30 protein-coding genes are annotated in these 25,583 nt (G+C 64.3%); 12 read left to right on the forward strand and 18 right to left on the reverse strand.

Annotated elements, in window-relative coordinates; all coding sequences use genetic code 11:
• Nucleotides 1-177: 177 nt before the first annotated feature.
• The 4 genes from SPR01S_RS16505 to bfr all read left to right on the forward strand — a co-directional run bounded on the left by SPR01S_RS16505 (nt 178) and on the right by bfr (nt 2,723).
• Entirely contained in the window at nt 178-615 is a 438-nt protein-coding gene (locus SPR01S_RS16505; RefSeq protein ID WP_066591363.1) for a hypothetical protein, read from the forward strand.
• Entirely contained in the window at nt 612-1,895 is a 1,284-nt protein-coding gene (locus SPR01S_RS16510) for a DUF418 domain-containing protein (protein ID WP_066591364.1), read from the forward strand. The genes SPR01S_RS16505 and SPR01S_RS16510 overlap by 4 nt, the downstream gene beginning before the upstream one ends.
• Before the next feature lie 63 nt (nt 1,896-1,958).
• On the forward strand, nt 1,959-2,129 hold the full coding sequence (locus SPR01S_RS16515; protein ID WP_066591365.1) for a (2Fe-2S)-binding protein: 171 nt from the start codon (nt 1,959-1,961) through the stop codon (nt 2,127-2,129).
• Nucleotides 2,130-2,234: 105 nt separating this feature from the next.
• Entirely contained in the window at nt 2,235-2,723 is a 489-nt protein-coding gene (gene bfr, locus SPR01S_RS16520; protein ID WP_066591415.1) for a bacterioferritin, read from the forward strand.
• Nucleotides 2,724-2,905: 182 nt separating this feature from the next.
• On the opposite strand, the gene SPR01S_RS16525 is transcribed toward bfr, so the two are convergent.
• The 5 genes from SPR01S_RS16525 to panB form a co-directional block, all read right to left on the reverse strand.
• Complete coding sequence (locus tag SPR01S_RS16525) at nt 2,906-3,316, reverse strand: Hpt domain-containing protein (protein WP_245662056.1); 411 nt, start codon at nt 3,314-3,316, stop codon at nt 2,906-2,908.
• A gap of 141 nt (nt 3,317-3,457) precedes the next feature.
• Nucleotides 3,458-4,819, reverse strand: a complete 1,362-nt coding sequence (gene der, locus SPR01S_RS16530) for a ribosome biogenesis GTPase Der (RefSeq protein ID WP_066591368.1) — start codon at nt 4,817-4,819, stop codon at nt 3,458-3,460.
• 209 nt (nt 4,820-5,028) lie between these two features.
• Nucleotides 5,029-6,357 carry an outer membrane protein assembly factor BamB family protein gene (locus tag SPR01S_RS16535; RefSeq protein WP_066591370.1) on the reverse strand — a complete coding sequence of 443 codons (1,329 nt, stop codon included), beginning with the start codon at nt 6,355-6,357 and terminating at the stop codon, nt 5,029-5,031.
• Nucleotides 6,358-6,362: 5 nt separating this feature from the next.
• Nucleotides 6,363-7,046, reverse strand: coding sequence for a tetratricopeptide repeat protein (locus SPR01S_RS16540; protein ID WP_245662057.1), 684 nt, complete (start codon nt 7,044-7,046; stop codon nt 6,363-6,365).
• Nucleotides 7,047-7,194: 148 nt separating this feature from the next.
• Entirely contained in the window at nt 7,195-8,067 is an 873-nt protein-coding gene (gene panB / locus SPR01S_RS16545) for a 3-methyl-2-oxobutanoate hydroxymethyltransferase (RefSeq protein WP_066591373.1), read from the reverse strand.
• Nucleotides 8,068-8,191: 124 nt separating this feature from the next.
• Between panB and SPR01S_RS16550 the strand changes: the two genes are divergently transcribed.
• Entirely contained in the window at nt 8,192-8,620 is a 429-nt protein-coding gene (locus SPR01S_RS16550; protein ID WP_066591375.1) for a hypothetical protein, read from the forward strand.
• The gene (locus SPR01S_RS16555) at nt 8,613-8,834 is read left to right on the forward strand and encodes a helix-turn-helix transcriptional regulator (protein WP_066591376.1); all 222 of its coding nucleotides are present in this window, start codon (nt 8,613-8,615) and stop codon (nt 8,832-8,834) included. Before SPR01S_RS16550 ends, SPR01S_RS16555 begins: the two co-directional genes overlap by 8 nt.
• Nucleotides 8,835-9,082: 248 nt before the next feature.
• On the opposite strand, the gene SPR01S_RS16560 is transcribed toward SPR01S_RS16555, so the two are convergent.
• The 3 genes from SPR01S_RS16560 to SPR01S_RS16570 all read right to left on the reverse strand — a co-directional run bounded on the left by SPR01S_RS16560 (nt 9,083) and on the right by SPR01S_RS16570 (nt 10,608).
• A complete protein-coding gene (locus tag SPR01S_RS16560) occupies nt 9,083-9,523 on the reverse strand; it encodes a hypothetical protein (RefSeq protein WP_066591377.1) in 441 nt (146 codons plus the stop codon).
• 58 nt (nt 9,524-9,581) lie between these two features.
• Complete coding sequence (locus SPR01S_RS16565; RefSeq protein ID WP_066591380.1) at nt 9,582-9,929, reverse strand: ArsC family reductase; 348 nt, start codon at nt 9,927-9,929, stop codon at nt 9,582-9,584.
• 103 nt (nt 9,930-10,032) lie between these two features.
• Nucleotides 10,033-10,608, reverse strand: a complete 576-nt coding sequence (locus SPR01S_RS16570; RefSeq protein ID WP_218016770.1) for a hypothetical protein — start codon at nt 10,606-10,608, stop codon at nt 10,033-10,035.
• Nucleotides 10,609-10,728: 120 nt separating this feature from the next.
• Between SPR01S_RS16570 and SPR01S_RS16575 the strand changes: the two genes are divergently transcribed.
• The gene (locus tag SPR01S_RS16575) at nt 10,729-11,541 is read left to right on the forward strand and encodes a LytTR family DNA-binding domain-containing protein (protein WP_066591382.1); all 813 of its coding nucleotides are present in this window, start codon (nt 10,729-10,731) and stop codon (nt 11,539-11,541) included.
• On the opposite strand, the gene SPR01S_RS16580 is transcribed toward SPR01S_RS16575, so the two are convergent.
• Together SPR01S_RS16580 and SPR01S_RS16585 are read right to left on the reverse strand one after the other, a co-directional pair.
• Nucleotides 11,507-11,761 (reverse strand): CBU_0592 family membrane protein, encoded by a 255-nt coding sequence (locus tag SPR01S_RS16580; protein ID WP_066591383.1) that lies wholly within the window; start codon nt 11,759-11,761, stop codon nt 11,507-11,509. The two genes, SPR01S_RS16575 and SPR01S_RS16580, sit on opposite strands and share 35 nt — an antisense overlap.
• 58 nt (nt 11,762-11,819) lie before the next feature.
• A complete protein-coding gene (locus tag SPR01S_RS16585) occupies nt 11,820-12,347 on the reverse strand; it encodes a DUF8737 domain-containing protein (protein WP_066591386.1) in 528 nt (175 codons plus the stop codon).
• Nucleotides 12,348-12,463: 116 nt separating this feature from the next.
• Here SPR01S_RS16585 and SPR01S_RS16590 point away from each other — a divergent pair, with 116 nt between their 5' ends.
• Entirely contained in the window at nt 12,464-13,411 is a 948-nt protein-coding gene (locus SPR01S_RS16590) for a LysR family transcriptional regulator (protein ID WP_066591388.1), read from the forward strand.
• Here the strand turns inward: SPR01S_RS16590 and SPR01S_RS16595 are convergent.
• From SPR01S_RS16595 to SPR01S_RS16620, 6 genes are all read right to left on the reverse strand, one after another.
• Nucleotides 13,393-13,983: a DUF1989 domain-containing protein gene (locus SPR01S_RS16595; RefSeq protein ID WP_066591390.1), complete on the reverse strand. Its 591-nt coding sequence runs from the start codon at nt 13,981-13,983 to the stop codon at nt 13,393-13,395. The two genes, SPR01S_RS16590 and SPR01S_RS16595, sit on opposite strands and share 19 nt — an antisense overlap.
• The gene (gene gntA / locus SPR01S_RS16600) at nt 13,980-14,666 is read right to left on the reverse strand and encodes a guanitoxin biosynthesis heme-dependent pre-guanitoxin N-hydroxylase GntA (RefSeq protein ID WP_066591392.1); all 687 of its coding nucleotides are present in this window, start codon (nt 14,664-14,666) and stop codon (nt 13,980-13,982) included. Before gntA ends, SPR01S_RS16595 begins: the two co-directional genes overlap by 4 nt.
• 220 nt (nt 14,667-14,886) lie before the next feature.
• Nucleotides 14,887-15,153, reverse strand: a complete 267-nt coding sequence (locus SPR01S_RS16605; RefSeq protein WP_066591394.1) for a DksA/TraR family C4-type zinc finger protein — start codon at nt 15,151-15,153, stop codon at nt 14,887-14,889.
• Nucleotides 15,154-15,204: 51 nt separating this feature from the next.
• Nucleotides 15,205-15,732, reverse strand: a complete 528-nt coding sequence (locus SPR01S_RS16610) for a ferritin-like domain-containing protein (protein WP_157082311.1) — start codon at nt 15,730-15,732, stop codon at nt 15,205-15,207.
• Between the two features lie 28 nt (nt 15,733-15,760).
• Nucleotides 15,761-16,711, reverse strand: coding sequence for a manganese catalase family protein (locus SPR01S_RS16615; RefSeq protein WP_066591399.1), 951 nt, complete (start codon nt 16,709-16,711; stop codon nt 15,761-15,763).
• A 237-nt stretch (nt 16,712-16,948) separates the two neighbouring features.
• On the reverse strand, nt 16,949-17,449 hold the full coding sequence (locus SPR01S_RS16620) for a DUF892 family protein (RefSeq protein WP_066591400.1): 501 nt from the start codon (nt 17,447-17,449) through the stop codon (nt 16,949-16,951).
• Nucleotides 17,450-17,569: 120 nt separating this feature from the next.
• Between SPR01S_RS16620 and SPR01S_RS16625 the strand changes: the two genes are divergently transcribed.
• Nucleotides 17,570-17,812, forward strand: a complete 243-nt coding sequence (locus tag SPR01S_RS16625; protein ID WP_066591402.1) for a type II toxin-antitoxin system Phd/YefM family antitoxin — start codon at nt 17,570-17,572, stop codon at nt 17,810-17,812.
• Entirely contained in the window at nt 17,812-18,237 is a 426-nt protein-coding gene (locus tag SPR01S_RS16630) for a type II toxin-antitoxin system VapC family toxin (protein WP_066591405.1), read from the forward strand. Before SPR01S_RS16625 ends, SPR01S_RS16630 begins: the two co-directional genes overlap by 1 nt.
• 34 nt (nt 18,238-18,271) lie before the next feature.
• On the opposite strand, the gene SPR01S_RS16635 is transcribed toward SPR01S_RS16630, so the two are convergent.
• The gene (locus SPR01S_RS16635; RefSeq protein WP_066591407.1) at nt 18,272-19,861 is read right to left on the reverse strand and encodes a DUF5060 domain-containing protein; all 1,590 of its coding nucleotides are present in this window, start codon (nt 19,859-19,861) and stop codon (nt 18,272-18,274) included.
• Between the two features lie 220 nt (nt 19,862-20,081).
• On the opposite strand from SPR01S_RS16635, the gene SPR01S_RS16640 reads away from it, so the two are divergent.
• Together SPR01S_RS16640 and SPR01S_RS16645 are read left to right on the forward strand one after the other, a co-directional pair.
• Nucleotides 20,082-21,341 carry an MFS transporter gene (locus SPR01S_RS16640; protein WP_084251262.1) on the forward strand — a complete coding sequence of 420 codons (1,260 nt, stop codon included), beginning with the start codon at nt 20,082-20,084 and terminating at the stop codon, nt 21,339-21,341.
• Nucleotides 21,342-21,361: 20 nt separating this feature from the next.
• Nucleotides 21,362-22,759 (forward strand): glycoside hydrolase family 140 protein, encoded by a 1,398-nt coding sequence (locus SPR01S_RS16645; RefSeq protein ID WP_066591411.1) that lies wholly within the window; start codon nt 21,362-21,364, stop codon nt 22,757-22,759.
• 366 nt (nt 22,760-23,125) lie between these two features.
• Here the strand turns inward: SPR01S_RS16645 and SPR01S_RS16650 are convergent, their stop codons facing one another.
• Nucleotides 23,126-25,453 (reverse strand): EAL domain-containing protein, encoded by a 2,328-nt coding sequence (locus SPR01S_RS16650; RefSeq protein WP_066591413.1) that lies wholly within the window; start codon nt 25,451-25,453, stop codon nt 23,126-23,128.
• Nucleotides 25,454-25,583: the final 130 nt, after the last annotated feature.

A 25,583-nucleotide genomic window follows, 5' to 3' on the forward strand; every position in this document is an offset into this window, starting at 1 on the left:
CCGCAGCGGCGCAGCCGCGAGGATGGGGCATTTCCCCTCCACCACCGGCTACGCCGTTGGTCCCCCTCCCCAGCTTCGCTAGGGAGGATTTGCAAATACAAGGCAGGTCATCATCATTCGGTCCGTGACGGCCGTGGCCTATTCGGGCACGCTGAGTGCGCGCTGAGGGGGAGAGGAATGATGGGAACCGGCCGCAAAATCCTGGTGGCGACGTTGGTTGCCGGCACGCTCGATATCCTGTCGGCGTGCGTCTACACGCTGATCGCAGGACGAGCGCCGATGACCATGCTCAAGGGCTTGGCGAGCGCGATCCTGGGCAATGGGGCGGTTTCGGGCGGAGCCGGCGTGGCTTTGGTCGGGCTGCTGCTGCATTTCGCGATCATGGCCGCGATGGTGGCATTCTTCGTCATCGCGGCGAGCCGGCTGCCGGTGCTCAAGACTCACTGGCTGCTCGCGGGCATTGCATACGGTATCGGCCTTTGGGCAGTGATGAACCTGATCGTCCTGCCGCTGCGCTTCGGCTGGCATCCGTTCACGCCGCTCGGCCTGGCCGAGCAATTCTTCAGTCACATCACACTGGTCGGGATCCCGATCGCCTGGTTCGCGCGACGGTGACCGACTCGCCGGCGAGCGACGGCGCGGCCGCGCCGCAGCGGCTGCGCACGCTCGACGCGGTGCGCGGGGTCGCGGTGCTCGGCATCCTGCTGCTCAACATCATCGACTTCGCGATGCCGGGCTATGCCGAGATCGACCCCAGCTTCTACGGCGGATCGACCGGCGCGAACTGGTGGGAATGGGCGATCGCTTATGCGATCGGCGACGGCAAGTTTCGCGGGCTGTTCACGATGATGTTCGGCGCATCGACCCTGCTGATCGCCGACCGCGCGCTACTGAGCGGCCAGCAACCGGCCAAGGTCCATTATGCGCGGATGGCGACCCTGTTCGTGTTCGGCATGGTCCATGCCTATCTGATCTGGGCGGGCGACATCCTGGTTCTCTACGCGCTCACGGGGATGATCGCGTTCATCGGCTGGCGCGCGCCGCCGCGGATGCTGGCGACGATCGGCCTGTTGCTGCTGGCGTTCAAATTTGCCGACGGGATGCTCGCTTATCAGCATATCGAGGCGGCGCGCGTCGCGTCCACGCAGCCCGGCGCCGATCCGCAGATGGTCGCCGACTGGCGTTCGTTCGTGCAACAGGCCGACCCGCATCGCGACGGGATCGCGCAGGAACTAGCCGGCTATCGCGGCTCCTATGCCGACGCACTGGCCGTTCGGACGCGGACAGCGATCTTCTTTCAGACGGTGATCAACCGTATCGCCTTCGTCGATACGCTGGCGCTGATGCTGATCGGGATGGCGCTGTTCCGCTGGGGATTCTTTTCCGGAACATGGTCGCGGCGCGCTTATTGGCTGACCGCCGCTACCGTGCCGCTGGCCTGGGCAGGCTATGTCCCCCTCATCGACTGGCTCAGCGCCACGCATTGGGCGCCGCTGACGATGATCGCGACCGAGGCGATCCAGCTGAGCCTGCTCCGGCCCTGGCTCAGCCTGGGCTATGCCGCGTTGGTCATCCTGTTCGTGCAATCGGGGCGCCTGCCCGGGCTGGCGGATCGCTTCGTCGCGACGGGACGGATGGCCTTTTCCAATTATCTCGGCACCTCGATCGTCTGTACGTTGATCTTCAACGGCTATGGCCTGGGCTGGTACGGCTATCTGCAGCGTTGGCAGTGCCTGATCGTCGTCGCCGGGATGTGGCTGTTGATGCTCACCTGGTCGAAGCCCTGGCTCGATCGATTCGCTTATGGTCCATTCGAATGGCTGTGGCGCAGCGCGGCCCGTGGACAATGGCAACCGTTCCGGCGCACGAGCCCAGTTGCAAACGTGTCGCAATAGTATTGCGAATCGCTCTCACTATCGCTAACTCGATCGCAACGAGCGCGAGGGATAATCGGTTTCATGATGGTGTGCGTGTGCAATGCGATCCGCGAACGCGAAGTGCGCGAGGCCGCGCGCAACGGATCGATGACCGCGTGCCAGGCCTATCGCTCGCTCGGTCGTCAGCCCAAATGCGGCCAGTGCGTACCGTTCGCGCGCTCCATTATCGATGAAGAGCGCGCTGCTGCTTAGGATTCGCAGCAACCAAAACTACGGAAATCAGCCATTTTTGGGGACTATGTCCGGCGACGTTGCCGGTTTATGGTCGTGCGCGACAAACAGCCAAGGGGCAGCAAGATGAAGGGCGATCCGCAGGTCATCGATTTCCTGAATAGCGCGCTCAAGAACGAACTGACCGCGATCAACCAATATTGGCTGCATTATCGCCTGCTCGACCATTGGGGCGTGCAGAAGCTGGCCGAGTTCGAGCGGCACGAATCGATCGACGAGATGAAGCATGCCGACTGGCTGTCGGAGCGGATCCTGTTCCTCGACGGCTTGCCCAACTTTCAGTTGCTCGGACGGCTGCGCATCGGCGAGACGGTCGAAGAGGTTTTGAAGTCGGACCTCGAGCTCGAGATGGAAGCGCTACCGCTGTTGCGCGACGCGATCGAACATTGCGAGAAAGTGCGCGACTATGTCAGCCGCGACCTGTTCCGCCGCATCCTCGACAGCGAAGAGGAACATGTCGACACGCTCGAGCGCCAGTTCGACATGATCGAGCGGATGGGACTGGAGAATTACATCCAGCTCAACGCGAAATCAGCGGAAGACAGCGAGAGCTGAACGGGACGCGAACTGTCCTTCGGCCAAGAACCAACAAGCTGTTGTTCTTGAAGCAGTCCATTTCCATAACTCGTCATCCCAGCGAAAGCTGGGATCTCAAGCCGCAGCTTTCGCTGGGGTGACGGGTGTTATTTTGGGGTTGGCGGGAGGATTCCGCGGGGATGACGACAGGGAGATAAGTCCTATACCGCGCGGCGGCCAAAGGCAGTGGGGCGGCGTTCTACCAGCGGGTTTGCCTCGCGTTCGAGCATCGCGAGCGTCGCTTCGAACGTCGGGCGCAGCTTGACGACATGTTCCAGCGCCTGGTCGGGCGCGTCGCGCGTTTCCACGCACTGCCGCCCGATGACCTCGATCGCTTCGGCGATCGCAGCGAGTTGCTCCGCGCCGAACTGACGCGATTCGCCCTTCAGCGTGTGCGCCGGCAAGACGATCGCGGCGGCATTGCCCGCGCGCATCGCTTCCTCGATCGCGGCGACCGACTTGACGCCATCTTCCTTGAAATAGCCGAGAATACGGACGAACCCCGCCCCTAGCTCGCTACGGGCGGCCTGAAACGCGCTCCAGTCCACCAATTGCCCGCTGTCGATCGTCACCACATCCTCCACCGGTATCGGCACCCCGCCGCTGATCCGATGCGTCCGCTGTACCCTGCCTAAGTAAACGAGCGGTTGATAGCCTTATTCGCGGCGCGCGGGTAAGATCTTGCTACCGTACAGCTTTCGTCGAAGTTTGGTTCATTCCCGATCAAATGGATTCTTGGGCGCGCGAAACGTCAGGCGGACGGGAACCGCACCAAAGCCAAGGTCGCGCCGCATCGAGTTGACGAGGTAGCGTTCATAGCTCGCGGGAAGCTGATCGACCCGCGTGCCGAAAATGACGAAGCTGGGCGGGCGCGTCTTGATCTGGGTGACATAACGCATCTTGATCCGCTTGCCGCCTGGCGCAGGAGGCGGATTGGCCTCCAGTGCGCGTTCGAACCAACGGTTGAGCTCACCGGTCGACACGCGCTTCGACCAGGCCTCGCGCGTCTCGAACGCGGCGCCTAGCAATTGATCGATACCCTTGCCGGTCGCCGCGGAGACGGTGATGACGATCACGCCCTTCACCTGGCTCAACCCGTCCTCGAGCGCTTTCTTGACGCCATTGAACAGCGACGAGGCGTTCTCGGCGATATCCCATTTGTTCAGCGCAATGACCAAAGCGCGCCCTTCTTGCAGCACGCGATCGGCAATCCTGAGGTCCTGCGCCTCCAGCCCCAGGGTGGCATCGAGCAACAACACGACGACTTCGGCGAAATCGACCGCGCGCAACGCATCGGCGACCGACAGCTTTTCGAGCTTGTCCTGCACCTTGGCGCGCTTGCGCATCCCGGCCGTGTCGATCAACCGCACCGCCCGCGGACCGTTCTTCGGATCCTGCCAGGTCCAGTCGATCGCGATCGAATCGCGCGTAATCCCCGCTTCGGGGCCGGTGATCAGGCGATCCTCGCCCAGCATACGGTTGATAAGGGTCGATTTGCCGGCATTAGGCCGCCCGACGATCGCGAGCTTGAGCGGCGCGTTCGGGCTTTCGTCTTCCTCTTCCTCGAACTCTTCCGGTTCGGGAACGAACGGGACGAGCGCCTCGAACAGATCGGCCATCCCTTCGCCATGTTCGGCCGACAACTGGACTGGGTCGCCAAAGCCGAGTGCGAGCGATTCGAGCACGCCAGCCTCCGCCGCACGCCCTTCCGCCTTGTTGGCGACGAGGATGACCGGAGTGGTCGAACCGCGCAGCCAGCGCGCGATTTCCTCGTCGAGCGGCACGATCCCGGCACGAGCGTCGATCAGGAACAAGGCGACATCGGCCTGTGCCACCGCGGCCTCGGTCTGTTGCCGCATGCGCCCGGGCAACGTGGCGGCGTCGAGATCCTCGTAACCGGCGGTGTCGATGATGCGAAACTCGAGGCCGAGCAGGCTGGCATCGCCCTCGCGCCGATCGCGCGTGACACCGGGCTGGTCATCGACCAGGGCAAGCTTCTTGCCGACGAGCCGGTTGAACAGCGTCGACTTGCCGACATTGGGACGGCCGATAATGGCGACGGTGGGTAGAGACATGCAGGCGCTGTAGGGCGTGTGCACGCCAGCGGCAACGCCTTCAGGTGGACGGCCAAAGCAATCCGATGAAGCGGAATAGGAATATCCTAGCCCCTCCCCTTCAGGGGAGGGGCTTGAGTACAGCGCTGCGCCACAATTGCACGTAAGAGCGGCTCGCGGCCCCAAATCTCTCCGGCAAGCGGGAGGGAGAAGAACCCCCTCCCCGACTCTTACCGATAGGCGGAAATGCGTCCGCGGCCGTCGAGCACGTAGAGCGTATTGTTGGCGACGACCGGGCCCAGGCTGAAGCCGTCCTTGCCGGGGATCGTCTGGCCGACGGTGCCGTCGCTCGGCGAAGCAAACACCATGTCGCCGAGCGAATTGACCAGCACCAGGCGGTTACCGGCCAGGACCGGACCGTACCACGTCAGCGGGTTCTTCTTCTTTTTCTTCTTTTCGACCTGGAAGGCGCGCAACTGGCTGATCCAGCGGATCTTTCCGGTCGAGCGCTGCAAGCAATAGAGCTTGCTTTCGTCCGTCACCACGAACAGCCACTCGCCCGCGAGCCACGGCGTCGAGATGCCGGCGAAATTCTGCTCCCACAGGCGCTGGCCGGTGGCGAGATTGGCGGCGACCAGGCGACCGCCCTGCCCCAGAGCGTAGACATTCGTGTCGTCGATCACCGGATCGGCGTCGATATCGGCAAGGCTGGACACCGAGGTCGAAATGCTGGTGCGCGACAAGGCGTCGCCCCAGATGGCGCGGCCATTCTCGACGCGATAGGCGTTGAGTTCGCCCGACGAGAAGCCGGCGACGACCGTCTGGTGCGCCACCGCGGGTGCCGCGACGCCGAATACGCCCTGCGTCTCGAGGCTGCCCGAAGCCGACCAGACCTGCTGTCCGTTGGCGGTCGACAATGCGTAGAGCTGGTTGTCCTGGCTCAGCGTATAGAGCTGGTCGCCGACCACGGTGGGCGATCCGCGCAACGGCGGCCCCGGCTTGGCACGCCAGATTTCGGAACCGGTCTTGGCGTCGAACGCCACGATGTCGCCCAGACCGTCGGTCGCGTAGACGCGGCCACCATCATAAGTCGCGCCGCCGCCGAAGCGCGCGGCCTTGCTCTTTTCCGCCTTGGCGATCGGCACGGTCCACAAGGACGCACCCGAATTGGCATCGAACGCGTGCAGCGCGCCGTTGACATCGACGGCGTACATTTTGCCGTCGCCGATCACCGGGGACGCCGCCAGCCGCTCCCGGTTCGACCCCGCGGGAATCGATACCGTCCATATACGGGAAACGTTCGCGCCCAGCGCCAGATGGCCCATCGACTTTTCGGGATTGCCGCCCGGCTGGGCCCATTCGGTGTTGACGACAGGCGCTGGCAACAGGACGTCGAGCCCCGAAATCGCCGGATCGACCTTGGCGTCGCTTTCCGAAACCAGGATCGGCACGCGATCGCCCAGCACCGGAGTCTTCTTGCCGCCACCCTTCAACACGCCGCACGCGCCGAGCGCGGTCAGCGCCACCAGCGCAATCGGCATCCTCCACTTGGTCGTCATGCTATCTACTTGCCCTTCTGAACGTTCGTGCCGGGATCCAGAGCCTGGGTCGCCTGAACCGCGCGTTGACGGATACTGTCCGGAACCTTGTCGCTCTCGGCAATCAGCTTGAACATCGCACGCGCTTCCGCCGTGCGATTGAGCTTGAGGTTGGCTGCCGCGATCATCTCGCCGGCGCTGCCGAGCCAGGCCGAGTCCGAGGTTGCGAGCGGCTTCAGCCGGTCGATCACCACCTGCGGCGCGAGTCCGTCGAATTCGGTCTGGGTCTGACGGATCGTGGCGAGGTCGCGGATCGGCTGTCCGACGCTGCTGTCGCCGGCGACTTCGCCGTATTTCGCCGCGGCTTCCTTGGTCTTGCCGGCAGCGAGCAGGTCGTTGCCCTGGAGCATCTTGGCGAGCGCGCGATAGCCCGGCGCGCTGTCGCCCGCGAGCTTGTCGATCGGCGCCCTGGCCGCCTGGGCATTGCCGCTGGCGATCGAATCATAGGCCTGTTGCAGCTCGATCGCCTTTTTCTCGGCGGCGCCATGGCTCCATGCCCGCCAGCCGAGGAAAGCGGCGAAGATCGCCAGCGCCGCCACGATCAGGCCGACGATCAGCCGGCCATAATTCTTCCATACGCCCACGATCTGGTCGCGGCGGAGTTCCTCATCGACCTCGCGCAGGAAAGCTTCATCGGTGTTCGGCGTCACAGCCAAGGGGTAGGCTCCAATTGGGGGCAAAAATAAGTCGGCGGACCTTAGGGACCGCGTTCGGCTCTCGCAATGGCCGTGATCGGCCACCGTTCCTGACCGCGTCCCTTAGCGGCGCGCGACCCAAAAGCAACGCGCGAGCGAGCGGTCAGGTTTTCGGCAGATAGGTCTGTTCGACCGCCGGGAAGGTCCGGCTGCGCACCTCCTCGGCATAACGTGTCACCGCATCGGTGATGCGGCCCGCCATGTCGTCGAACTTCTTCACGAAACGCGGCGTGCGCTCGAACAGGCCGAGCATGTCCTCGGCGACCAGCACTTGGCCATCGCAGGCCGCCGAAGCGCCGATCCCGATCACCGGAATGTCGGTAGTTTCGGTGAGCGAGCGCGCGATCGGCTCGACCACGCCTTCCACCACCACCGAGAAGGCGCCGGCCTGCGCCACCGCCTGGGCGTCGCCCTTGATCTTGGCCTCTTCCTCCTGGCTGCGCCCGCGCGCGCCATAGCCGCCGAGCGCGTTGATCGCCTGCGGCGTCAGGCCGATATGCGCCATCACCGGAATGCCGCGCTCGGTCAGGAAGCGGATGGTCGGCGCCATCGCCGCGCCGCCCTCCATCTTGATCGCCGCGCAACCGGTTTCGGCCAAGACGCGGCTGGCATTGGTAAAGGCCTGTTCGGGCGAGGCTTCGTAGCTGCCGAACGGCATGTCGACGACGACGACGGCATGATAGCTGCCGCGCACCACCGCCGCGCCATGCGCGCACATCATGTCGAGCGTGACCGGCAAGGTCGACGGTAGGCCATAGACGACCTGCCCGAGCGAATCGCCGACCAGCAATATGTCGCAATGCGGGTCCAATAGCTGCGCCATGCGCACCGTATAGGCGGTCAGCATGACCAGCGGCTCTTGCGTCTTTCCCTCGAACTTGCGGCGCTGGATCGCCGGCACGGTCAGCCGCTTCATCGGCGCCGGCGTCGGGTTGGCGCGGCTGGTCGAGGTGTCGATCGTGAAGGTCGTGGACATGGCGCGCTCCCTAGCCTTTCCCCGCGCCCGCTGCCAGCGCGGAGCGATGGGATTGTTTAGGCCACTTGACTCTATGTTATGTTTATTTAACATTATGACCACCGAATCTAACATGGGGTCAGCAATGTCGTTCAGAGAGAAGATCGCCTGGCTGTCGCTGATCGCGATGGTCGTCGCCTATGGCGTCTATTTCACCTTGGTATCCCCGGCCTTTCTGCCGGCCGGGGCTTCGACCGGGTATTTCCTCGCGCTGCTCGGCGGCATCCTGACCGTGCAGGCGGTGTTGGTGACGATCGCCAGCATCGTGCTGGCGATCCAGACCGGTCGCGACGCCAATGCGCCGGCCGACGAACGCGAACGCGCGATCGCGCGGCGCGGGGCCGCGATCGCCTATTTCGTGCTGATGGTCGGGATCATCGTGGTGGGCTGCGTGATGCCGTTCAGCGCCGGCGGCTGGCACATCGTCAACGCCGCCCTGCTCGCGCTCGTCGCGTCGGAAATCGTGCGGTACGGCGTGATCGTCATGAGCTACCGGAGGGGCTGGCATGGCTAAGCCGCTTCCCGGCCGGGTGGTCAATCAGATCCGCCTGCTGCGCTTCATGGCGAACGAGATGACCCAGGCCGAGCTTGGCGAGCGGATCGGCATGACTCGCCAGACCGTGGCGGCGATCGAGGCGGGCAAATATTCGCCCACGCTCGAGGCCGCGTTCCGCATCGCCCAGGTATTCGGCAAGCCGCTGGACGAGGTGTTCCAGTGGGAGGGGTGATGCCCTCGCTTGTCAGGCTAGCCTGACGCCTTCCCCTGACGGGGTGGGTCATCGCATATGAAATTCGGGCTTGATCTGGACCGTTCGCTTTGGCTTCGCCCCTCGTCACCCCGACCTTGTGCCGGGGTCCAAACCTCCACAACGGAATCCAGCCGCTGTTGCGCGTTGGATGCCGGAACAAGTCCGGCATGACCTAATCCCTTCCTCGTCAGGCACCGCATCCGGTTCAGCCAGGCTGAACCAGCAGACTAACGCCCGATCCAGCCTTTCTTCGCCGCCATCCCTGAAAACCAGATCGCGAACAGGCCGATCACGGCGATGAATACGGGGAACGGTACCACCTTCGCCGCGCCTTCGTGGGCGATCAGGTCGGTCATCGCCAACGTGTAGCCGAACTGCACGATCACCGCGATCAGCGAGATCCAGAACAGGATGATCGCGCGGCGCTCGCGCAGCAGCAAGGCGAGGCCGCCGAGCAATCCGCCGAATGTAGCGACGGCGTAGACGTAATTGTACCAGGCCGGCAGCGACTGGTAGAGCGCCTGATGATAGGGATCCTGCTCCCACATCGCCGAGGCGGCGCCGAGCCGGAACTGCTCGACGCAGAAATAACAGCCGATCGCGTTCCATAGCACCAAGAGGATCGCGACGATCCAGAACCAGACCGGCGGCTTGACGGTTTGAGCCATGATTCCCCTCCCCCTTCTATGAGGCGGAGACTGCGCCTGGATACGCGCGCTGGCAAGATCAGCCGATGCCGGCCGCCTGCCAGGCATCGGGCTTGAACCCCGCGACCAGTACGCCATCGCCTTCGACGATCGGGCGCTTGATCATCGACGGCTGCGCCAGCATCAGCGCGATCGCCTTGTCCCGGTCGAGATCGGCCTTGTCACCGTCCGAGAGCTTGCGGAACGTCGTGCCTGCGCGGTTGAGCACGGTTTCCCAGCCCAGCGCATCGATCCAGCGGCCGAGCGACGCCGCGTCGATCCCGGCCCTCTTGTAATCGTGAAAGGCATAAGCGACGCCATGGCTATCGAGCCAGGTGCGCGCCTTTTTGACGGTGTCGCAATTGGGGATGCCGTAAAGGGTAAGCATGGCCGCGCCCTTAGGCCGGGCTCCCTGGTCAGGCAATCGGGCAAGTCCGCCCGGCGCGATATAGCGCCGAAATCCGGTCTCGCCGATCGCGGGCCGATAATCGTTAGCGCACGCGCGTGAAGTCGGCGGTCCAGTTGGTTTCCCAGGTCGCTCCGCCGTCGCGCGAAAAGGCCTGTTCCCAGCGTTCGCGATCGGGCGGTTGCTTGGTGCGGATGAAGCGGACCCTGACGGGGACGCCGTCATCGGTGTCGTCGCCGTAGAACAGGCCGATATTGCCGCGATATCCGCCAATCACCGGCGTCCCCATCACGCCGTCGCGGCTGTTGATCCAATAGATGAACCATTGCCGCCGCTCGCGCTGGAACGTGCGGACGGTCAGCCCGGACCAGCCCTTGGTCGGGAAATCGGTCTGATCGGCGCTGATCAGCCCATCGAGATATTGGGTGTAGGTGGTGGCGCTGGGAAACTCGTCCCACGCCTTGCTGCCGACCCAGCGCTGCTTCAGCCGCCGCTGCACCGCGGTCCAGCGGCCGACATGATAATCGAAATCATGGATGTCGCCGGTCGGGCCATCCGCCGGCGGCGGCGCGGCGATCGCTCGTCCCGCCAGCCCCAGCCCGCCCGCCAGGAGCGCTCCCGCCAGCAGGTCGCGCCGTGCCGGTCGTATCAGCTTCGTCATCGCTCTCTCCCTCGCCCTCGGGAAAAGGAGCTTTCCCGCTTGGCGCAGCCTGCTAACCTCGGCGGGACAGCGACTTGCCAGCGGATATTCGCGACTGGGCGAACGGGTACGGGAGTGGGCATGGCGGACGATGCGCGGCGCGATATCGGGCATTGGGAGGCCGGGATCGGCTCGGCCGGCGGCTGGCTGCGGCTTCTCGCTTTCGGCGCGGTTGCGGGTGGCGTGGTCGGCTTTCTCGGCTATCTCGGCGGCGACCTGCTGATCTGCCTGTTCAACTGGACCGGGATGATGGTGATCGGCGCCGGGCTGGCCGGGCTGATCGTACCGCCGGTGGTCCGAATGCTGCGCGCCCGCGATGTTCCGGTGCCGCTCGCCTTGGCGATCGCGATCCTCACCGCCGCGCTGCCGGTCAGCGTGGCGGCGGCGGGGTTCGGCCGCTGGGCATGGCCGGGCGAAGCGGGACGCATGTCGCTCATCGACTGGTATGTGAAGACGGCCTTGGTCGAGGCAATGGTCGTCGGGCTTTGGCTGGCGGCCGAATCGCGGCGGCGTCCCGCGACCGCGCCGACGCAAGGCGCTCGGACCGAGGCACCACCCCGCAATCTCGCCGATGGCGGCGTCATCTGCCTGCAGATGGAGGATCATTATGTTCGGGTGCACGGGCCCAGCGGCAGCCGGCTAGAACTGATGCCGATGGCCGAGGCGATCGCGCGCTATGGCAGCGCGGGAATCCGGACGCATCGCAGCTGGTGGGCGGCGGTATCGGCGGTGCGAGCGATCGAGCGCGACGGGCGCAATATAAGGCTGCGGCTGGACGGCGGCCTGAGCGTTCCCGTCGCCCGCAATCGCGTCGCGGCGGTCCGCGCGGTGCCGGCGCTCGCGCGGCTGTTCCCCGACCCTAGACCGGACGGCGCGCGATCCGCCACAGCGTGAAGAGACCGATCCCGGCCCAGACCACGTTGAGCACCGCCGACGGGATGGCCCCGTTATAGCCGCTATTGACGACGAAACAGGCGGCCCCGACCAGGTTCATCCATTGGTAAAGCCGCGATTGCCCGCCGAGCCGCCCGGCGGACAGCAGGATATAGGCCGCCAGGATCAGCGCGGCGCCGGTCCAGCCGATCGTTTCGATGATGATGCGTTCCGCCGTCATGCGATCCGCCGATGACGCGGTTCGCCGCCGCCGTCCAGCGGTCAACGTAAAACGAGCATCAGCTGCGCGCTCGCAACTCCATGGCCGATGACGATGCCGCCTCGGATCGGGCGCGCCCCAGGAGATAGAAGGCGGTGCCGTGGGTGATCATCAGCAGCGGCACATAAAGAATCGGGATCACATAGGCGGCGCCCAATTCTCCCGCATGTGCCGGGAGGTCGGCCTGGATCGCGTGGCTATAAGCAAGCACGAGATCGACAAGACCGACGAGATTGAACGCGACCACGAACAGCCAGAAAACGGGCCGGATCCGAATGGTTGCGAGCGCCGATATCGCGAGCAGTCCGGTGGCGAGATCGCCATAAGCGGCGGGTATGGCGAAATGCGCCGGCAGGCCGTCGCCGACCACGCCGGGGACGATGAAGGCGAGCCCAAAGAAGCGGAAGCTGTGCAGCGTCGCGATCGCGCGATGCGCCGCGACGCGATCGATCGATTTGAGCCAGGGCAGGATATAGGCGCCGAAGCACAACAGCCAGGCCGCGTAACCGAGGACGAGATGCGTCTGGAAGATATGCGTCGTCGACATGGCGATCTCCGATCCTGAGTGGGTTGCGGCGGCGTCGGTACCGCCGGCGGTTGAGGTCGCGATCGCATCTATGGTCGCTTTCCCCGGACGACTATCGGCGATAATCTCGATGAACCATGAAGCAGAACTTCACAGTCCGGCACGGTGCGTTGGATGGCGTCGAAACGTTCCTGAGTGTCGCGCGCCATCGCAGTTTTCGCCGGGCCGCCGCCGCGCTCGGCGTCACGCCATCCGCCGTCAGCCAGTCGGTGCGATCGCTCGAGGCGCGGATCGGCGCTGCTCTGTTGATCCGGACCACGCGCAGCGTCGGGCTGACCGAAGCTGGTCAGCGCTTCCTCGATCGCGCGGGTCCCGCCTTTGACGAGCTCGTCGCCGCCAGCGAGGCGGCGCGCGATCTGGGCCAGCGCCCGGCCGGACTATTGCGGCTGGCCGTGCCCCGCTCCGTCGTCCCGCTGATCCTCGAGCCGGTGATCGCCTCGTTCTGCGACGCCTATCCCGAGATAGAATTGGAGATCGCCGCCAGCGACGAGATGGTCGACATCGCCGCCGGCGGTTTCGATGCCGGCATCCGCCTCGGCGAACTCATTGCCGCCGACATGGTCGTGGTGCGGCTGACTCCGCCCTTCCCGTTCGTCGTCGTCGGCAGCCCCGACTATCTACGCCGTCATGGAGCGCCGGCGCAGATCGAGGATCTTCGCGGCCATGCCTGCCTTCGCCTGCGCCGCTGGAGCGGAGCGATCGCGCCCTGGACGTTCGCGACCGGTAACGAGGTAATCGAAGCAATGGTGGCGGGACCACTGATCGCGCACGATTATCCCACCCTGCTAGGCAGCGCGATACAGGGCCTGGGCCTGGCGCAAGTCCCTGGACCGATAGCCGAGGCGGCGATTGCGGACGGCCGGCTGCAAAGGCTGCTGACGCCGTTCGCGGTCATGACGCCCGGCGTCTTTCTCTATCATTCCGGCAAACGTCAGATGCTACCCAAACTCCGCGCGTTCATCGACCACGTGAAGGCGCCCCGACGGGCCGACGCCGCTCCAGGCGATCAGGCATCAATCCGGTAATGGATCGGCTTGAACGTGCCGCCGTTCGAATCCGGCGCCGAACAAGCGGTCAGGCCGATGATCAGGTCGATCTCCGCCCGGAACGTAATATGGTCGCCCGCTTTGCTCTTTGGCGGCAGCACTTTCAGCCTCCCCGTCCGCCCATCGACAGGCACGTTCATGAAGCAATTGAACGCGACCGGGATGCGATCGGGTCCGATACCATAAGGCGCCAGCGCCTCCGCCAGATTGCCGAAGCAGCCGCGATGCGGCGGCAGATCGGGGTAGAAATGGTGGAAGGTGTCGACCGAGCACGGCGTCAGCAGGAAATCGTGGCAGCCGACCATATCCTCGACGATCGTCAGCAGGACACGCGAGCGGTTGGAGTATAATTTGTGCCCGGTCGTCAGCGCGATCGTCTCGGCATAATCCAACGTGCGGCCCGACGAGATCACCTCGTCGACATCCTCGGCGTTGAACGCGAGCAGATCCGCGACTTGCTCGCCCTTGGGATCGATCACCGTCAGCTGCGCGCCGCGCGGGAGCGGGAAAGCGGTGCCGCTGCGTTCGGGAATGACGATCTCGCCGTTCATTTCGCTTCCCCGCGATATTCGAACGGAGGCTCCCAACCCTCCTCCACCGCGCGACCGGAATATTGCCGCGCCTCGCTGATTTCGCCGTGGCGCGCGAGCATGGGGTTGCGCGACCCGGCAAGATGATCGTCGCGGACCAGGATCTTCTCGCGCAGCCCCTCATATTTGCCAGCCTCGCGCAGGCGCTCGAATTGGTCGTGGAGGTTGAAGACGAGCGTCGGCTGCTCGAACCGCCGAGCCGGACGGCTTGCCTTGGGATGCAAGCCGACGATGAAGAACGCCTCGCCGCCGAAGCTCAGCGAGAAATGCGGGTTGCCGGGATCGGCGCTGACGCGCGGGTCGTAGGATTGCCCCCGCCAAATGTCCTTGTCGTGGAGCGACTGGACGCGATCCCATAAAGCACGTTCGAACGCTTCCTCGTCGAGATCGACCGGTCCCTGGAACACGACAGCGAAGCTCTGGAACAGCGCCGGATCCTCGCGATATGCTTGGGTGAAGCGCATCAGCGCCTCATGAATACGCAAATCGTCCCAGGCGCTGTCGATATTGTCGCAGGCAAGGACCGTCAGGCGGCCCCGCGCCAGCGCCGATTTTGCGCCGACACAAGGAAAGGAGGCCGCTTCGACATGGGCGAAGAGCTTGCGCTCCAACGCATCCTGGGCGGTGTGAGTCCAATGAAACATGGAGGTTCTACAAATCCTTTTGGAAATCGGGGGTCACTTGAACGATCGGCGCGAAGAAACGCGCAACCGAATGCAATGCAACTCGCGCAGCATCACATGACCTTCCAACGCCCCGCCACCACAGATGTTTCGGGTCGTCTAACGTCGCTCAGTACGATTTGCGGCCCGGACTAGCTTCGTAGTCCGGCATTGGTGTCGCGGTTCTTCAGGCGCCTGAACATTATCGCAACTGGCTGTCCTTGCTTCCGCGCCGGTTAATTCCGCCGAAAGCCGCCTGTTTGGCATCGCGTTCTGCCTGACAGCCAATGCAGGTGCGAACGCCGGGAATTGCGGCGCGACGCTTGGCCGGAATCGGCTCGCCGCATCGCTCGCAATCCTCGGCGCTTTCGCCGCTCGGCAACAACGACCGGGCCCGCGAGACGGCATCGCGAATGCTGTCCTCGATCTGGTCCTGGACCGCAGAATCGGGTGCCCAGCCATTAGCCATGGCGGCATTCCGCAAAGCGGCGGATCCAGGCGCCCATGGTCGCCATACCGCTCAATGGCTTGCCGTCTCGCCCTCGGCGCGCAATTCGAGATATTTGCGCGTGATGGCCGGCAGGCTCTCGTCGCAGAACCGCGCCATGGCGAGTTCTTCGTCGAGCGTTCGTTGCAGCAACGGGATGGCGTTGGCTAACCCGCCGGTTTCGCCAACCGTGATCAGCGATTTGTAGCTCGCGATTTCGAAATTCTCGAAGGCGAAATTGGCGAAGCTGTTCTTGAGGATCTCGTCGGGTGCGAAGACATGGCCCAGCGCAGCGAGGTTGCCGACCAATCCCAGGGTGGCATCCTTGACCGCCGACGCCTTCTCATCGAGCGAATGCAGGATTTCCTCGAGCCGCTCGATCTGTCCCTCGGTTTCGGCGCGATGCGCCTTCAGCCGCTGCGCCACTTCGGGATAGTGGCTCAAATGATCGATCTGCCGGTCCATCAAGGCGAGCGCCTGATGCTCAACGGCATGCGCGTTGCGCAGCCCCACGACGAAGACGTGTTGGACCACGTCGGTACGTTCCAGCGTATCAGCCATCATCTACTCCATCATCTCAAGGGCGTCGTTACTCGGCGGGCTCGCCGATCATGGCGGCGTCCGTCATGTCGGCCGCGCCGCCGAGATCCTCGTCGGTCATCCGCCCCGCGCCCGGGCCGGCTCCGAGATCGGCACCGGTCGTCGGATTGTAATCGGGCCGCGACGCGGTTCGCTGCATCAGCGCCGCCGCTACTTCCGCATCGCTGCCGCCCAGTTCGACGCTGGCATCGCCGCTGCCGCCATCGAGCGGGATGCTGCCGGCGACATCGTCGATACGCTCCCACTGCTCCCCTTCGTTCCATGCGCCGTTAGCGTCGCCCTCCCCTTGCGAGGTGTCGACGTAGGTGCTTGCGAATTGGGCGAGACCGGGAAGCTTGCCCGGGGGGAAGTTGTTCTCGATCGTGTAGAGCGCCTTTTCGAAGCTCTTCTGGTGCGCGATTTCACGCGTCATCAGGAACCCGAGCGCATCCTTGATGCCGGGATCGTCAGTGATGTTGATCAGGCGTTCGTAGACGATCTTGGCGCGGCTTTCCGCGGCGATGTTCGAGCGCAGGTCGCAGGTCGGGTCGCCGCGACTGTCGACATAGGCGCCGCTCCACGGCACGCCCGAGGAATTGGTCAGCGCCGGGCCGCCGCCATAGAGGATCGCCTGGGTGTGACTGTCGCCACCCTTGGTCAGCGACATGTAGAGCTCGGCTTCTTCCATCGCCCCCTCGGCCAATTGCGCCTTCACGCCCTTGTTGAGCATCGCGACGATCGATCCGATCACCTCGAGATGACTCAATTCCTCGGTTGCAATGTCGAGCAGCAAATCCTTTCGACCGGGATCGTCATCGCCCAGGCCTTGCGTAAAATAGCGCATCGCCGCCGCGAGTTCGCCATCGGGCCCGCCGAATTGCTCGAGCATCAACGAGGCGAGCACCGGGTTCGGCTCGGACACGCGAACGGTATATTGCAGGCGCTTGTTGTGCATGAACATCGACCGTCTCCTTGTTTCACCGCCAACCAGCCAAGGGACAGGACCGTTCCGCGTTTTCCGCGGGTGTTAACGTGGGTTATGACGATATTTCAGATGGATGATGGAGCTGACAGAGTGCAGATATGGGCCGGCAAAAGCCGGTCGCCGAGTAAAGCAAGCACCCTAGCCGGGCGTTAGGGTTCGATCGCCACCACGTCGCGGAGATAGGCGCGCCGATCGGGTTGCGAGCCTGTAAAATCAACGTGACTCCGCTGGGAGCATGGATCGTGCGGCGATTTCCTGGAGCAGCCCGGCGAGCGTTTCGTCCGTTCCCGTCAATTGGTCCCGGCTCAGCGTCAATGCGCGTTCGGCGTCGCCGAGCCCGAGCGAGCGCGCAAGCGCCATCGCGGTTTCGTAACTGACGCGATCGGCCTGAACGCCTTTCCGGAAGGCGCCGATCAGCGCAATATCGAGCAGCGGGCCCTGCTCGATCATCGTCGTGTCGCGATGCGCGTCCTCCAGGACAGCGCGCAGCCAGATATTCTCGGCACCCGCTATGTCTACGCGCAGGACAGAGGCGATAGCCTGAAGGCGGCCCGCGCGTTCCCGCCCGTGCCCAGTCTCGGACCGCATCGTGGCGGCGAACCGGTCATTCTCGATCCGCTCGGCAATGCCGCCCACTCGATCGGTCCAGGCGCATTCGCCGTCATGAAGGTCCTGCAACGCCAGAACGAGGAGCGCGAGAGGAGTGTTTGCCAACTGGGTCACGCTTGTCGAACGCGGCTGGCTTGGCCAGGTTTCATCAACGCTCAGACACGTCGCGCTGGATTATTCGGGCCAGAAGCGCTACATGACCATCTACATGGTCAGGAACAGGATATGGACGCAATCAATTTGGCAGAGGCCAAAGCCCATTTGAGCGAACTGGTCGACCGGGTCGAAGCGGGCGATTCCATCGACATCACCCGGCGCGGAAAACCGGTTGCGCGGCTCACGGCCGTTGCCGGCCCACGCAAACCGGTCGATGCGGCGTTACTCCGATCGCTGACAGCTACTATGCCCTTCCAGACGCAAAGTGCGGCCGACCTTGTGCGTTCGATGCGGGACGGCGATCGCTACTGATGCTCTATCTCGACACGTCGCTGATCGTCGCGGCGCTATCCAATGAAGCAACGACGCCGCGGATCCAGGCCTGGCTGGCGGAGCAGGATCCCGCACAGTTGCTGATCAGCGATTGGACCGTGACCGAAATGTCTTCCGCCATGGCGATCAAGCTGCGGACCGGACAGATCAGCATCGAGCAGCGCGCGGCGGCGCTCGCGATGTTCAACAAGCTGGTCGCGGACAGCTTCACAATAGCCGGTGTGACGGGCGGGCAATTCCGGACGGCGGCGAAATTCGCCGATCAGCATGCGCTTGGGCTTCGTGCCGGCGATGCGCTGCACCTCGCGATCGCATCGGAACATGGCGCTACGGTTCATACGCTCGACCAGCGGCTCGCGGACGCCGGACCGGCGCTCGGCGTCCCGGTGCAATTGCGCGCCTGATCCAAACCTTAGTCCGCTTGGCCGGCGCTATCGATCAGACCCTTGTCATCCGCAGCGCGATCCACGGCTTGCCCGGCAGCGCGACCTTTGGGCGGGCCGGGTCCTGCACGTCATAATCGTTCTTACGCGCCATCTTGAACACGCCATCGACCGGCGTGATCGTCATGTTCCAGGTGTCGATCATGTCGATGCGATAGCTCTGCAACGCTTCCTCGCCGCGGCCGGGCAATATGACGTCCCATTCGGTCGGGCGGTCGGCGCCGAAATAGCGCAAATAATAGTGATCGGCCTTGCCGCCGAGGTGATAGTTCCACCACGCCTGGATCGGCTCGATGCCGGGGACCGGCCCCTCTTCCATGATCTTGCGCAGGAAAGCGAGCCGCGGCGGACTGGTGCCAACCAGTTTGCCGCCCTGTCCCAGCCACGAGAAATCGGCGTTGCGATTGGCGTCGAACGTCTCGCTATGGCCGACATAGGTGCCGCCGATCAGGCCGTACCAGAAGCGCTCGACCATCTCCTCGCCGGTCAACCGGCCCCAGCGTTTGTCCGAATTCCCCTCATAGACGACCTCATCGAAGATCACCGGCTTGAGCGCGAAGTCGCGGTGCAGTTCGGCGCGGACGTCGTCGAGCACCGCCGCGCCGTTCTGAATGCTGGCATGGGTGATCCAGGGCTTGCGAGCGTCGTAATAGGTGTGGATCTGGTGGATCGAGCGCAGCCGGTCGTGCGGATCGGCGGCGACCAGCACCTGGAACAGATGGTCCCAATCGTCCATCGTCTTGGTCTTGATGGCATCGTACTCGTTGCCCATCGACCACCAGATATTGCGATAGGCGCCGAACCGCGCGGCGACGTAGCGCAGGTAACGCTCGTCATCGGGGCGCTTCATGTCGGAATAGCCGCGCGTGGCGTCGTAGGGGTGAAAGAGGATGACGTCGGCCTGGATGCCGAGCGCGCCCAATCGAGCGATGCGGTCCTCGTAACGGCGGAAATAGGCAGGGTCGAAGCGCGCGGGATCCCAGGCCCTCGGCCCGTCGCCGGTCCGCGCGAATGGATTGGTCGCGACCGATACCACGTTCGGGAAGACCAGCATGCGCATCTTGTTGAACGGGGCGCCGGCCAGCGTCTTCAACGTCTCCGCGCATCTGGCGTCGGACTGCAGTGCCCAGGAATAGCTGGTGGTACCGATCTGGCGGAACGGCGTGCCGTCGGCATATTCGAAATGATAGCCGTCCTTCGTGACGCGCACCGGACCATGATTGCCGGCGCCCGGCGCGATTGCCTCGAACGTGCCGGTGCGGCCGTTGAGCGCGGGGGCGTTGCTCTCCGTCGCCCAGCGCCAATTGCCGAGTTCGGGCGGGCTGAAGCGGATGCGGTAGACGCCGTCGCCATCATAGAAGCCGGGCACGCGGATCGTCCGTCCGCCGCCGGTGAAGCTCGCCGATACGGTGACGTCGTCGAACGGATTGCCGTTTTGCGGTCCGTCGAGCGCGAGCTCGTACACGCCCCATCGCTCGACGCGCCCGTCGGACGAACGCTTCGTCGCCGCTGTCAGCGGACCCGAGGCGGCAGCCGCCCCCAGCACCATGGCATTGGCCAGCACGGCGCGCCGCGAAAGTCCCATCGCTCATCCTCTTCCTGGCGACCGGACGCCGACTTCGGCCCGGTTTCGGGTGAGGTATCGGGCGTCTCCAATTGAGTCAATTTTTGGGATTATAATATGATTATTTAGCGCGATACGCGCTCAACAAACCCGTGTCCGCGCGTGAAGGCTTGCTTCGGTCTGCGCCGATGCTACACTCGGAAAATAATATTATCATACGTTTTAAATGGAGAGCATGTCGATGACCACGGGGGGCTCCTCGACCGGAAGCTGGCGGGATACAATCCTGGCGGGCCTGGCCAATTACATCGACGCTGGATCGATCGTCGCGGGCTCGGTGGCGTTGGCATTGTGGCAGGAAGCCTATGGCCTCAGCAACACGACGCTCGGCATTCTGGGGGCGTTTGGGCCAAACGCGATATCGGCGGGGATCGGCGCGCTGATCGGCGGACGGTTGTGCGATCTGCTCGGCCGTAAAAAAATCTACCAATATGATATGCTGTTCTACGCCTTCGGCATGCTGTGGCTCGTGTTCGCGGTCAACGCCTGGATGGTCGTGCTGGGCTTCTTCCTGGTGGGCCTGGCGGTGGGTGCCGATATCCCTGCGTCCTGGTCGCTGATCGCGGAACAGGCGCCGGACGATTCGCGCGGCAAGCATAGCGGCTCGGCGCAGGTGCTATGGTATCTTGGCCCGACCGTCGTGTTGCTGATGTTCGCGGCGCTGTCGCCATTGGGCCTGCTCGGCGCTCGCATCGTCTTCGCGCACCTTGCCATTCTGGCGGTCGCCCTCACCTTTCTCCGCGCCCGCATGCACGAGTCCAAGCGCTGGCTCGAAGCCCAGGCGCTGCCTGCCGAGGAACGCCGCCGCGGCAAGTTGAGCGATCTGCTGACCTGGCAGCATATCCGTTCGATGGCCTTTCTGATCGGCATGTATGGCATCTGGAACCTTTGGGCGGGGACCAACGGCTTCTTCTTCCCCTATATCCTGCGGACGGTCGGCAATTTCGGCCAATTCACGTCGGTCGCCGTACAGACGCTGAGCTTCTTCATCGGCATGATGTCGATCTACCTGGTCTTCATGCAATTTTCCGACCGGGTGAACCAACGGCTGATGTTCGGTATTTCGGCAGTGATCCAGGTGATCGGCATGTCGCTGCTCGCGATCTTCCCGCTGACCCTGCCGGTCGCGATCATCCACGTATTCCTGATGTCGTTCGGCGGCGGGTTCGGCGCACAGAGCTTCTTCCAATTGTGGAGCGCGGAGATGTTCCCGACGCTGCTGCGCTCGACCGCGCAAGGGGTGATGTTCGCGGTCGTGCGCGTGTCGCTGGGCGCGTTCAGCTTCTTCGTCCCTGCGCTGACGGCGACCGGCTTCACCACGCTCGCCTGGATCCTGGTCGGATTCCTGGTGGTTAGCGGGTTGATCGGATTCCTCGGCGCGCCGCGCAACGAGGGCAAGTCGCTCGAGGAAATCGAGGCAGGCATGAAGCCCGCTCGCTGACGGGTGCGGAGGAGGGGGAAATGCGCTGGAGCAAGTCGGTCACCGCGGCGCTGACGCTAGCGACGGCGATCGCCTTTCCGGTTACGGCGCAGGAGCGCATGCCGCTGCTCAAGGTATCGAGCAACGGCCGCTATCTCGAAGCCGGCGGCAAGCCGTTCTTCTGGCTGGGCGACACCGGCTGGCTTCTCCTTGCCAAGCTGAATCGCGAGCAGGTCGAGCAATATTTCGCCACGCGCGAGCGACAGGGTTTCACCGTGATCCAGATCATGGTGCTGCACCGCCCGGAAATGGCGAACCCGCTGACCGGACCGGCCCTGGTCGATGGCGATGTCGCACGGCCGCGCGTGACTCCGGGCAACGATCCTGGGAAGCCCGGTGAGTACGATTATTGGGACCATCTCGACTGGGTGGTCGACCGCGCCGCCGCGCATCACCTGTACGTCGCCCTGGTGCCTGCCTGGGGCACGTTCGCCGAGATGCGCAAGCTGACGGTCGACAATGCCCCGATCTATGGCCGCTTCCTTGCCGAGCGCTACAAAGACAAACCCAATATCGTTTGGATCAATGGCGGCGACACCCATGCCGACATGGCGACCCTCACCTGGCGCGCGCTGGGCGAGACGATCAAGTCGATCGACCACAATCACCTTATGACCTTCCACCCGTTCGGCCGGACCGATTCCTCCTGGGTGTTCCACGACGCCGCCTGGCTCGACTTCGACATGTTCCAGTCGGGGCACCAGGATTACGCGCAGGACACCCAACGCTGCGCCTATGGCGAGGACAATTGGCGCTATGTCGAGGATGACTGGAAACGCCGCCCGGCCAAGCCTGCGATCGACGGCGAACCAAGTTACGAGAATATCCCGCACGGGCTCGACTTCGTGCAGTTTCCGATCTGGCAGGCGGCGGATGCGCGGCGCTACGCCTGGTGGTCGGTCCTCGCCGGCGCGTTCGGGCACACGTATGGCGAGAACAGCGTGATGCAATTCTACACGCCGGGCGAGAAGGCCGCCTACTGGCCAAAGATCTCGTGGCAGGAAGGTTTGCACGCGCCCGGCGGCGCGCAGATGCGGTTCCTCAAGGACCTGATCCTTTCGCGCCCCTATTACGAGCGGGTCCCGGATCAGTCGCTGATCATCGGCAACGGCACACGCTACGACCGCGTCGCGGCGTCGCGTGGCACAAGCTATGCGATCGCCTATAGCTATACCGGCAAGCCGTTCCGCGTGCAGATGGGCAGGATCAGCGGCAAGCGCGTGCGCGCCGCCTGGTACGATCCGCGCACCGGGCAGAGCCAGGCGATCGGCGTCCTTCCCAATCGCGGCACCCGCCTGTTCGTCCCACCCGGCAGGCCGGCGCCGGGCAACGACTGGACGTTGCTGATCGACGACGCGTCGGCGGCGAGCGGGAAATAGCGCTGCTATCCCGCGGCGCGTCCGAGCGGAGAAGAAATAGAGGGGCAGCGGCAGCGCGTTGCGCCCGGCTCGACACAGCGCCGTCAAGCTGCGCTTCGCGTTGCATCGGACGCATGTCGGATCGACATCATATGGATCACGGCGGCAATTGAGCCGGTTGCAGACTGGCCGCTTTTGGCCGTGTTCGCTGAAAGCAGCCGGCGCCGGTATGACTGTCCCAATAGCCAGACCTAGGCCGCTATCGGACCGATCGCATTTGGCGGTCGACCCTGTAAAAAGCGGACCTTGCGTCCGATAGGGTCGGTCGGGTGTAGCCCGGTCAGGCCGCTTTTTTGGAGACAACTCGAAGTTCGACGTCAGCGTCAGTCATGCCGCCATCTTGGGTCCGGCGGGATCGACCCTACGGATCAGCTCGACTATTCCAGTCGGAGCTATAGGCGGGCTGACCAGATAACCCTGGGCCAAATCGCAGCCGACCGACTTCAGGAAGTCGAGGCATTCGTCGGTTTCGACGCCCTCGGCCACCACCTTCAGGCCAAGCTCGTGCGCGAGATTGACGGTCGACCGCACGAGCACCGCGTCGCCGCGATTTTGGTGTGCGAATTCGACGAAGCTGCGATCGATCTTGAGCTCGTCGAGTGGAAGCTTCTTGAGATAGGTAAGGGTGGACTGACCGGTCCCATAATCGTCCATCGAGATCGCAATCCCGAGCCGCTTGAACCGCAGTAGCGATGCGGCGGCGACGTCCGGCGCATGCATAGCGGCGGATTCGGTCACTTCGAACGTTAGCAGGGTCGGGTCGATCGCACTGCTCCGCAACAGCTCCTCGAGATCGGCGATGAACGGCGCCGATTCGAGAAGGATAGCGGACAGGTTGACCGCCGCGGTCAGCCGATGCCCGGCGGCCAGCCAAGTCTTGATATCAGCGATCGCGGACGCGACGACATGCAGGGTCAGCCCGGCGATGCGATCGGATTTTTCGAGCAGCGGGATGAAAAGGTCCGGTGCAAGCGTACCAAAGTCGCGATGCCTCCATCGGACGAGCGCTTCCACACTGATGATCTTGCCTGTCTTCAGATCGAGCTTCGGCTGGTAGACCACAAACACGTCGCCATTCGCGATGGCCGCGTCCACGTCGCCTGCGAGCGACAATTCCTTGCTGGCCATCTCGGAATCAGAAGCTTCGTGGAGATGCCAGCCCGTGCCGGTCGACAAAGCGTGATGGGCTGCCATCGCGGCATTGGCTATCGCGGCACGGGCCGCCCCCCCGTCCATCGCCGCGAACCCGGTCGCGAGCGAAACGTCCACGCGGCGCCCCTTCACCTCGATCGGGCTCAGCATCACCGCGCGGAGCTGTTCGTGGCGCACGGCCAATTGGTCGGCACGGATCGTCGCTTCCCAGGCGAGCACGCGATCGTCGACGCGATAGATTTCGATGCCGCCGCCGATCACGCTGATGCGGTCGCGCAAGCGGCAGATCAATTCTGCAATGCCCTCGGCTCCTAGAGCCGCGAGCAGGCGATCATATTCGGCGACGTGGACGGCCGCGACGGCGGCGTCCTGCTTGCCGTCCAATGCCTCGGCGAGCACGTGCTGATTGGGAAGCCCGGTGGCATCGTCGTGCGCGCGGCGGACGGCAAACCAGCTATTTACACGAACCAGCGACGCGCTGATGGCGACGACATAGATCGCAAGCAGCGCCGGGACCAGCTCGACCTCCCACCCGAAGGCAGACGCGATGATGGAACCGGCTAGGAGGATCGCAGTGGCACCGATTCCGGCCGCGATGAGCCTGCGGCTCGACCGGGCGCGCAGCATCGGTACCGTCAGCAGGAAAGCGAAGAGCAGTGGTAGTCCCCATCCCAGCCGCGTCGGCACCCCCTTCTCGAGCGTAAGCGCGGCCAAGGCCTGGATGACGACGCCCGGAATGACGCCGTAGCGCGGCACGCCGTAGCGATCGCCCATCTCGATCGCGGTGGCGCCGATCAGGATCCGCTTGCCGCGCACGGCCATGGGATCGAAGCGACCGTCGCGGACGTCGATGAAACTGAGCCGGGGGATCGAGTCGGGATCGATCGAATAGTCGATCGGAAAGTCGGCGCCCGCGCGACCATCGCGTCCGGCGATCATCGCGGCGAGCGACGGGCGGGGAATGCCGGCGGTGATCTCGCCGAGCGGGGCGTTGCGGATGTCTCCGTCGCTATCGGGCAGGATGCTGACCGTGGCCGCGAGCGCGTTCTGGCGCAGGACCGGGATCGGCATCGAGTCGACGAACCCGCGCTGACCGCTGCCCGCGGGCTGACGGAAGGTAGGAAGCGTGACCAAGCCGTCGGCGCGGGCGAGCGCTTGCGCCAAAGCTGCATCGTCCGCGGGGTTGGACGGTACCGAGAAGTCGACGTCGAACGCAACGGACGCCGCGCCGGCACGCCGGAGCCGATCGACCACGCTCACGTAGTTCCGGCGCGGCCAGGGCCAGCGATCGATCGCAGCAATGCTGCGCGCGTCCATTTCGACGATTACGACGTCGCTGGACGCCCGGTGGTGGCGAAGCGCGTAGCGGCTATCGGCAAGGCCGCGCTCAATGCCGCGGCCGGCACCGCTGACCCCCGCGAGCAAGCTGGCCGCCAACGCGACGACGATCGCGGGTATGCGCCAATGTTTCGCCAGTTCGCGCAACAGCTTGCCTGCGGCCATCCCCCATCCCTTTCGCGAGACCGGGCGTAGCGTGAAACGACTAAGAATGCGTCAAGCCGCCGGAGGTCACTTGCCGTTTCCGCCACCGTTGCCGTTTCCACCGCCGTTGCCGTTTCCGCCACCGTTACCG

The organism is Sphingomonas pruni NBRC 15498, from assembly GCF_001598455.1.
Lineage (GTDB): Bacteria > Pseudomonadota > Alphaproteobacteria > Sphingomonadales > Sphingomonadaceae > Sphingomonas > Sphingomonas pruni.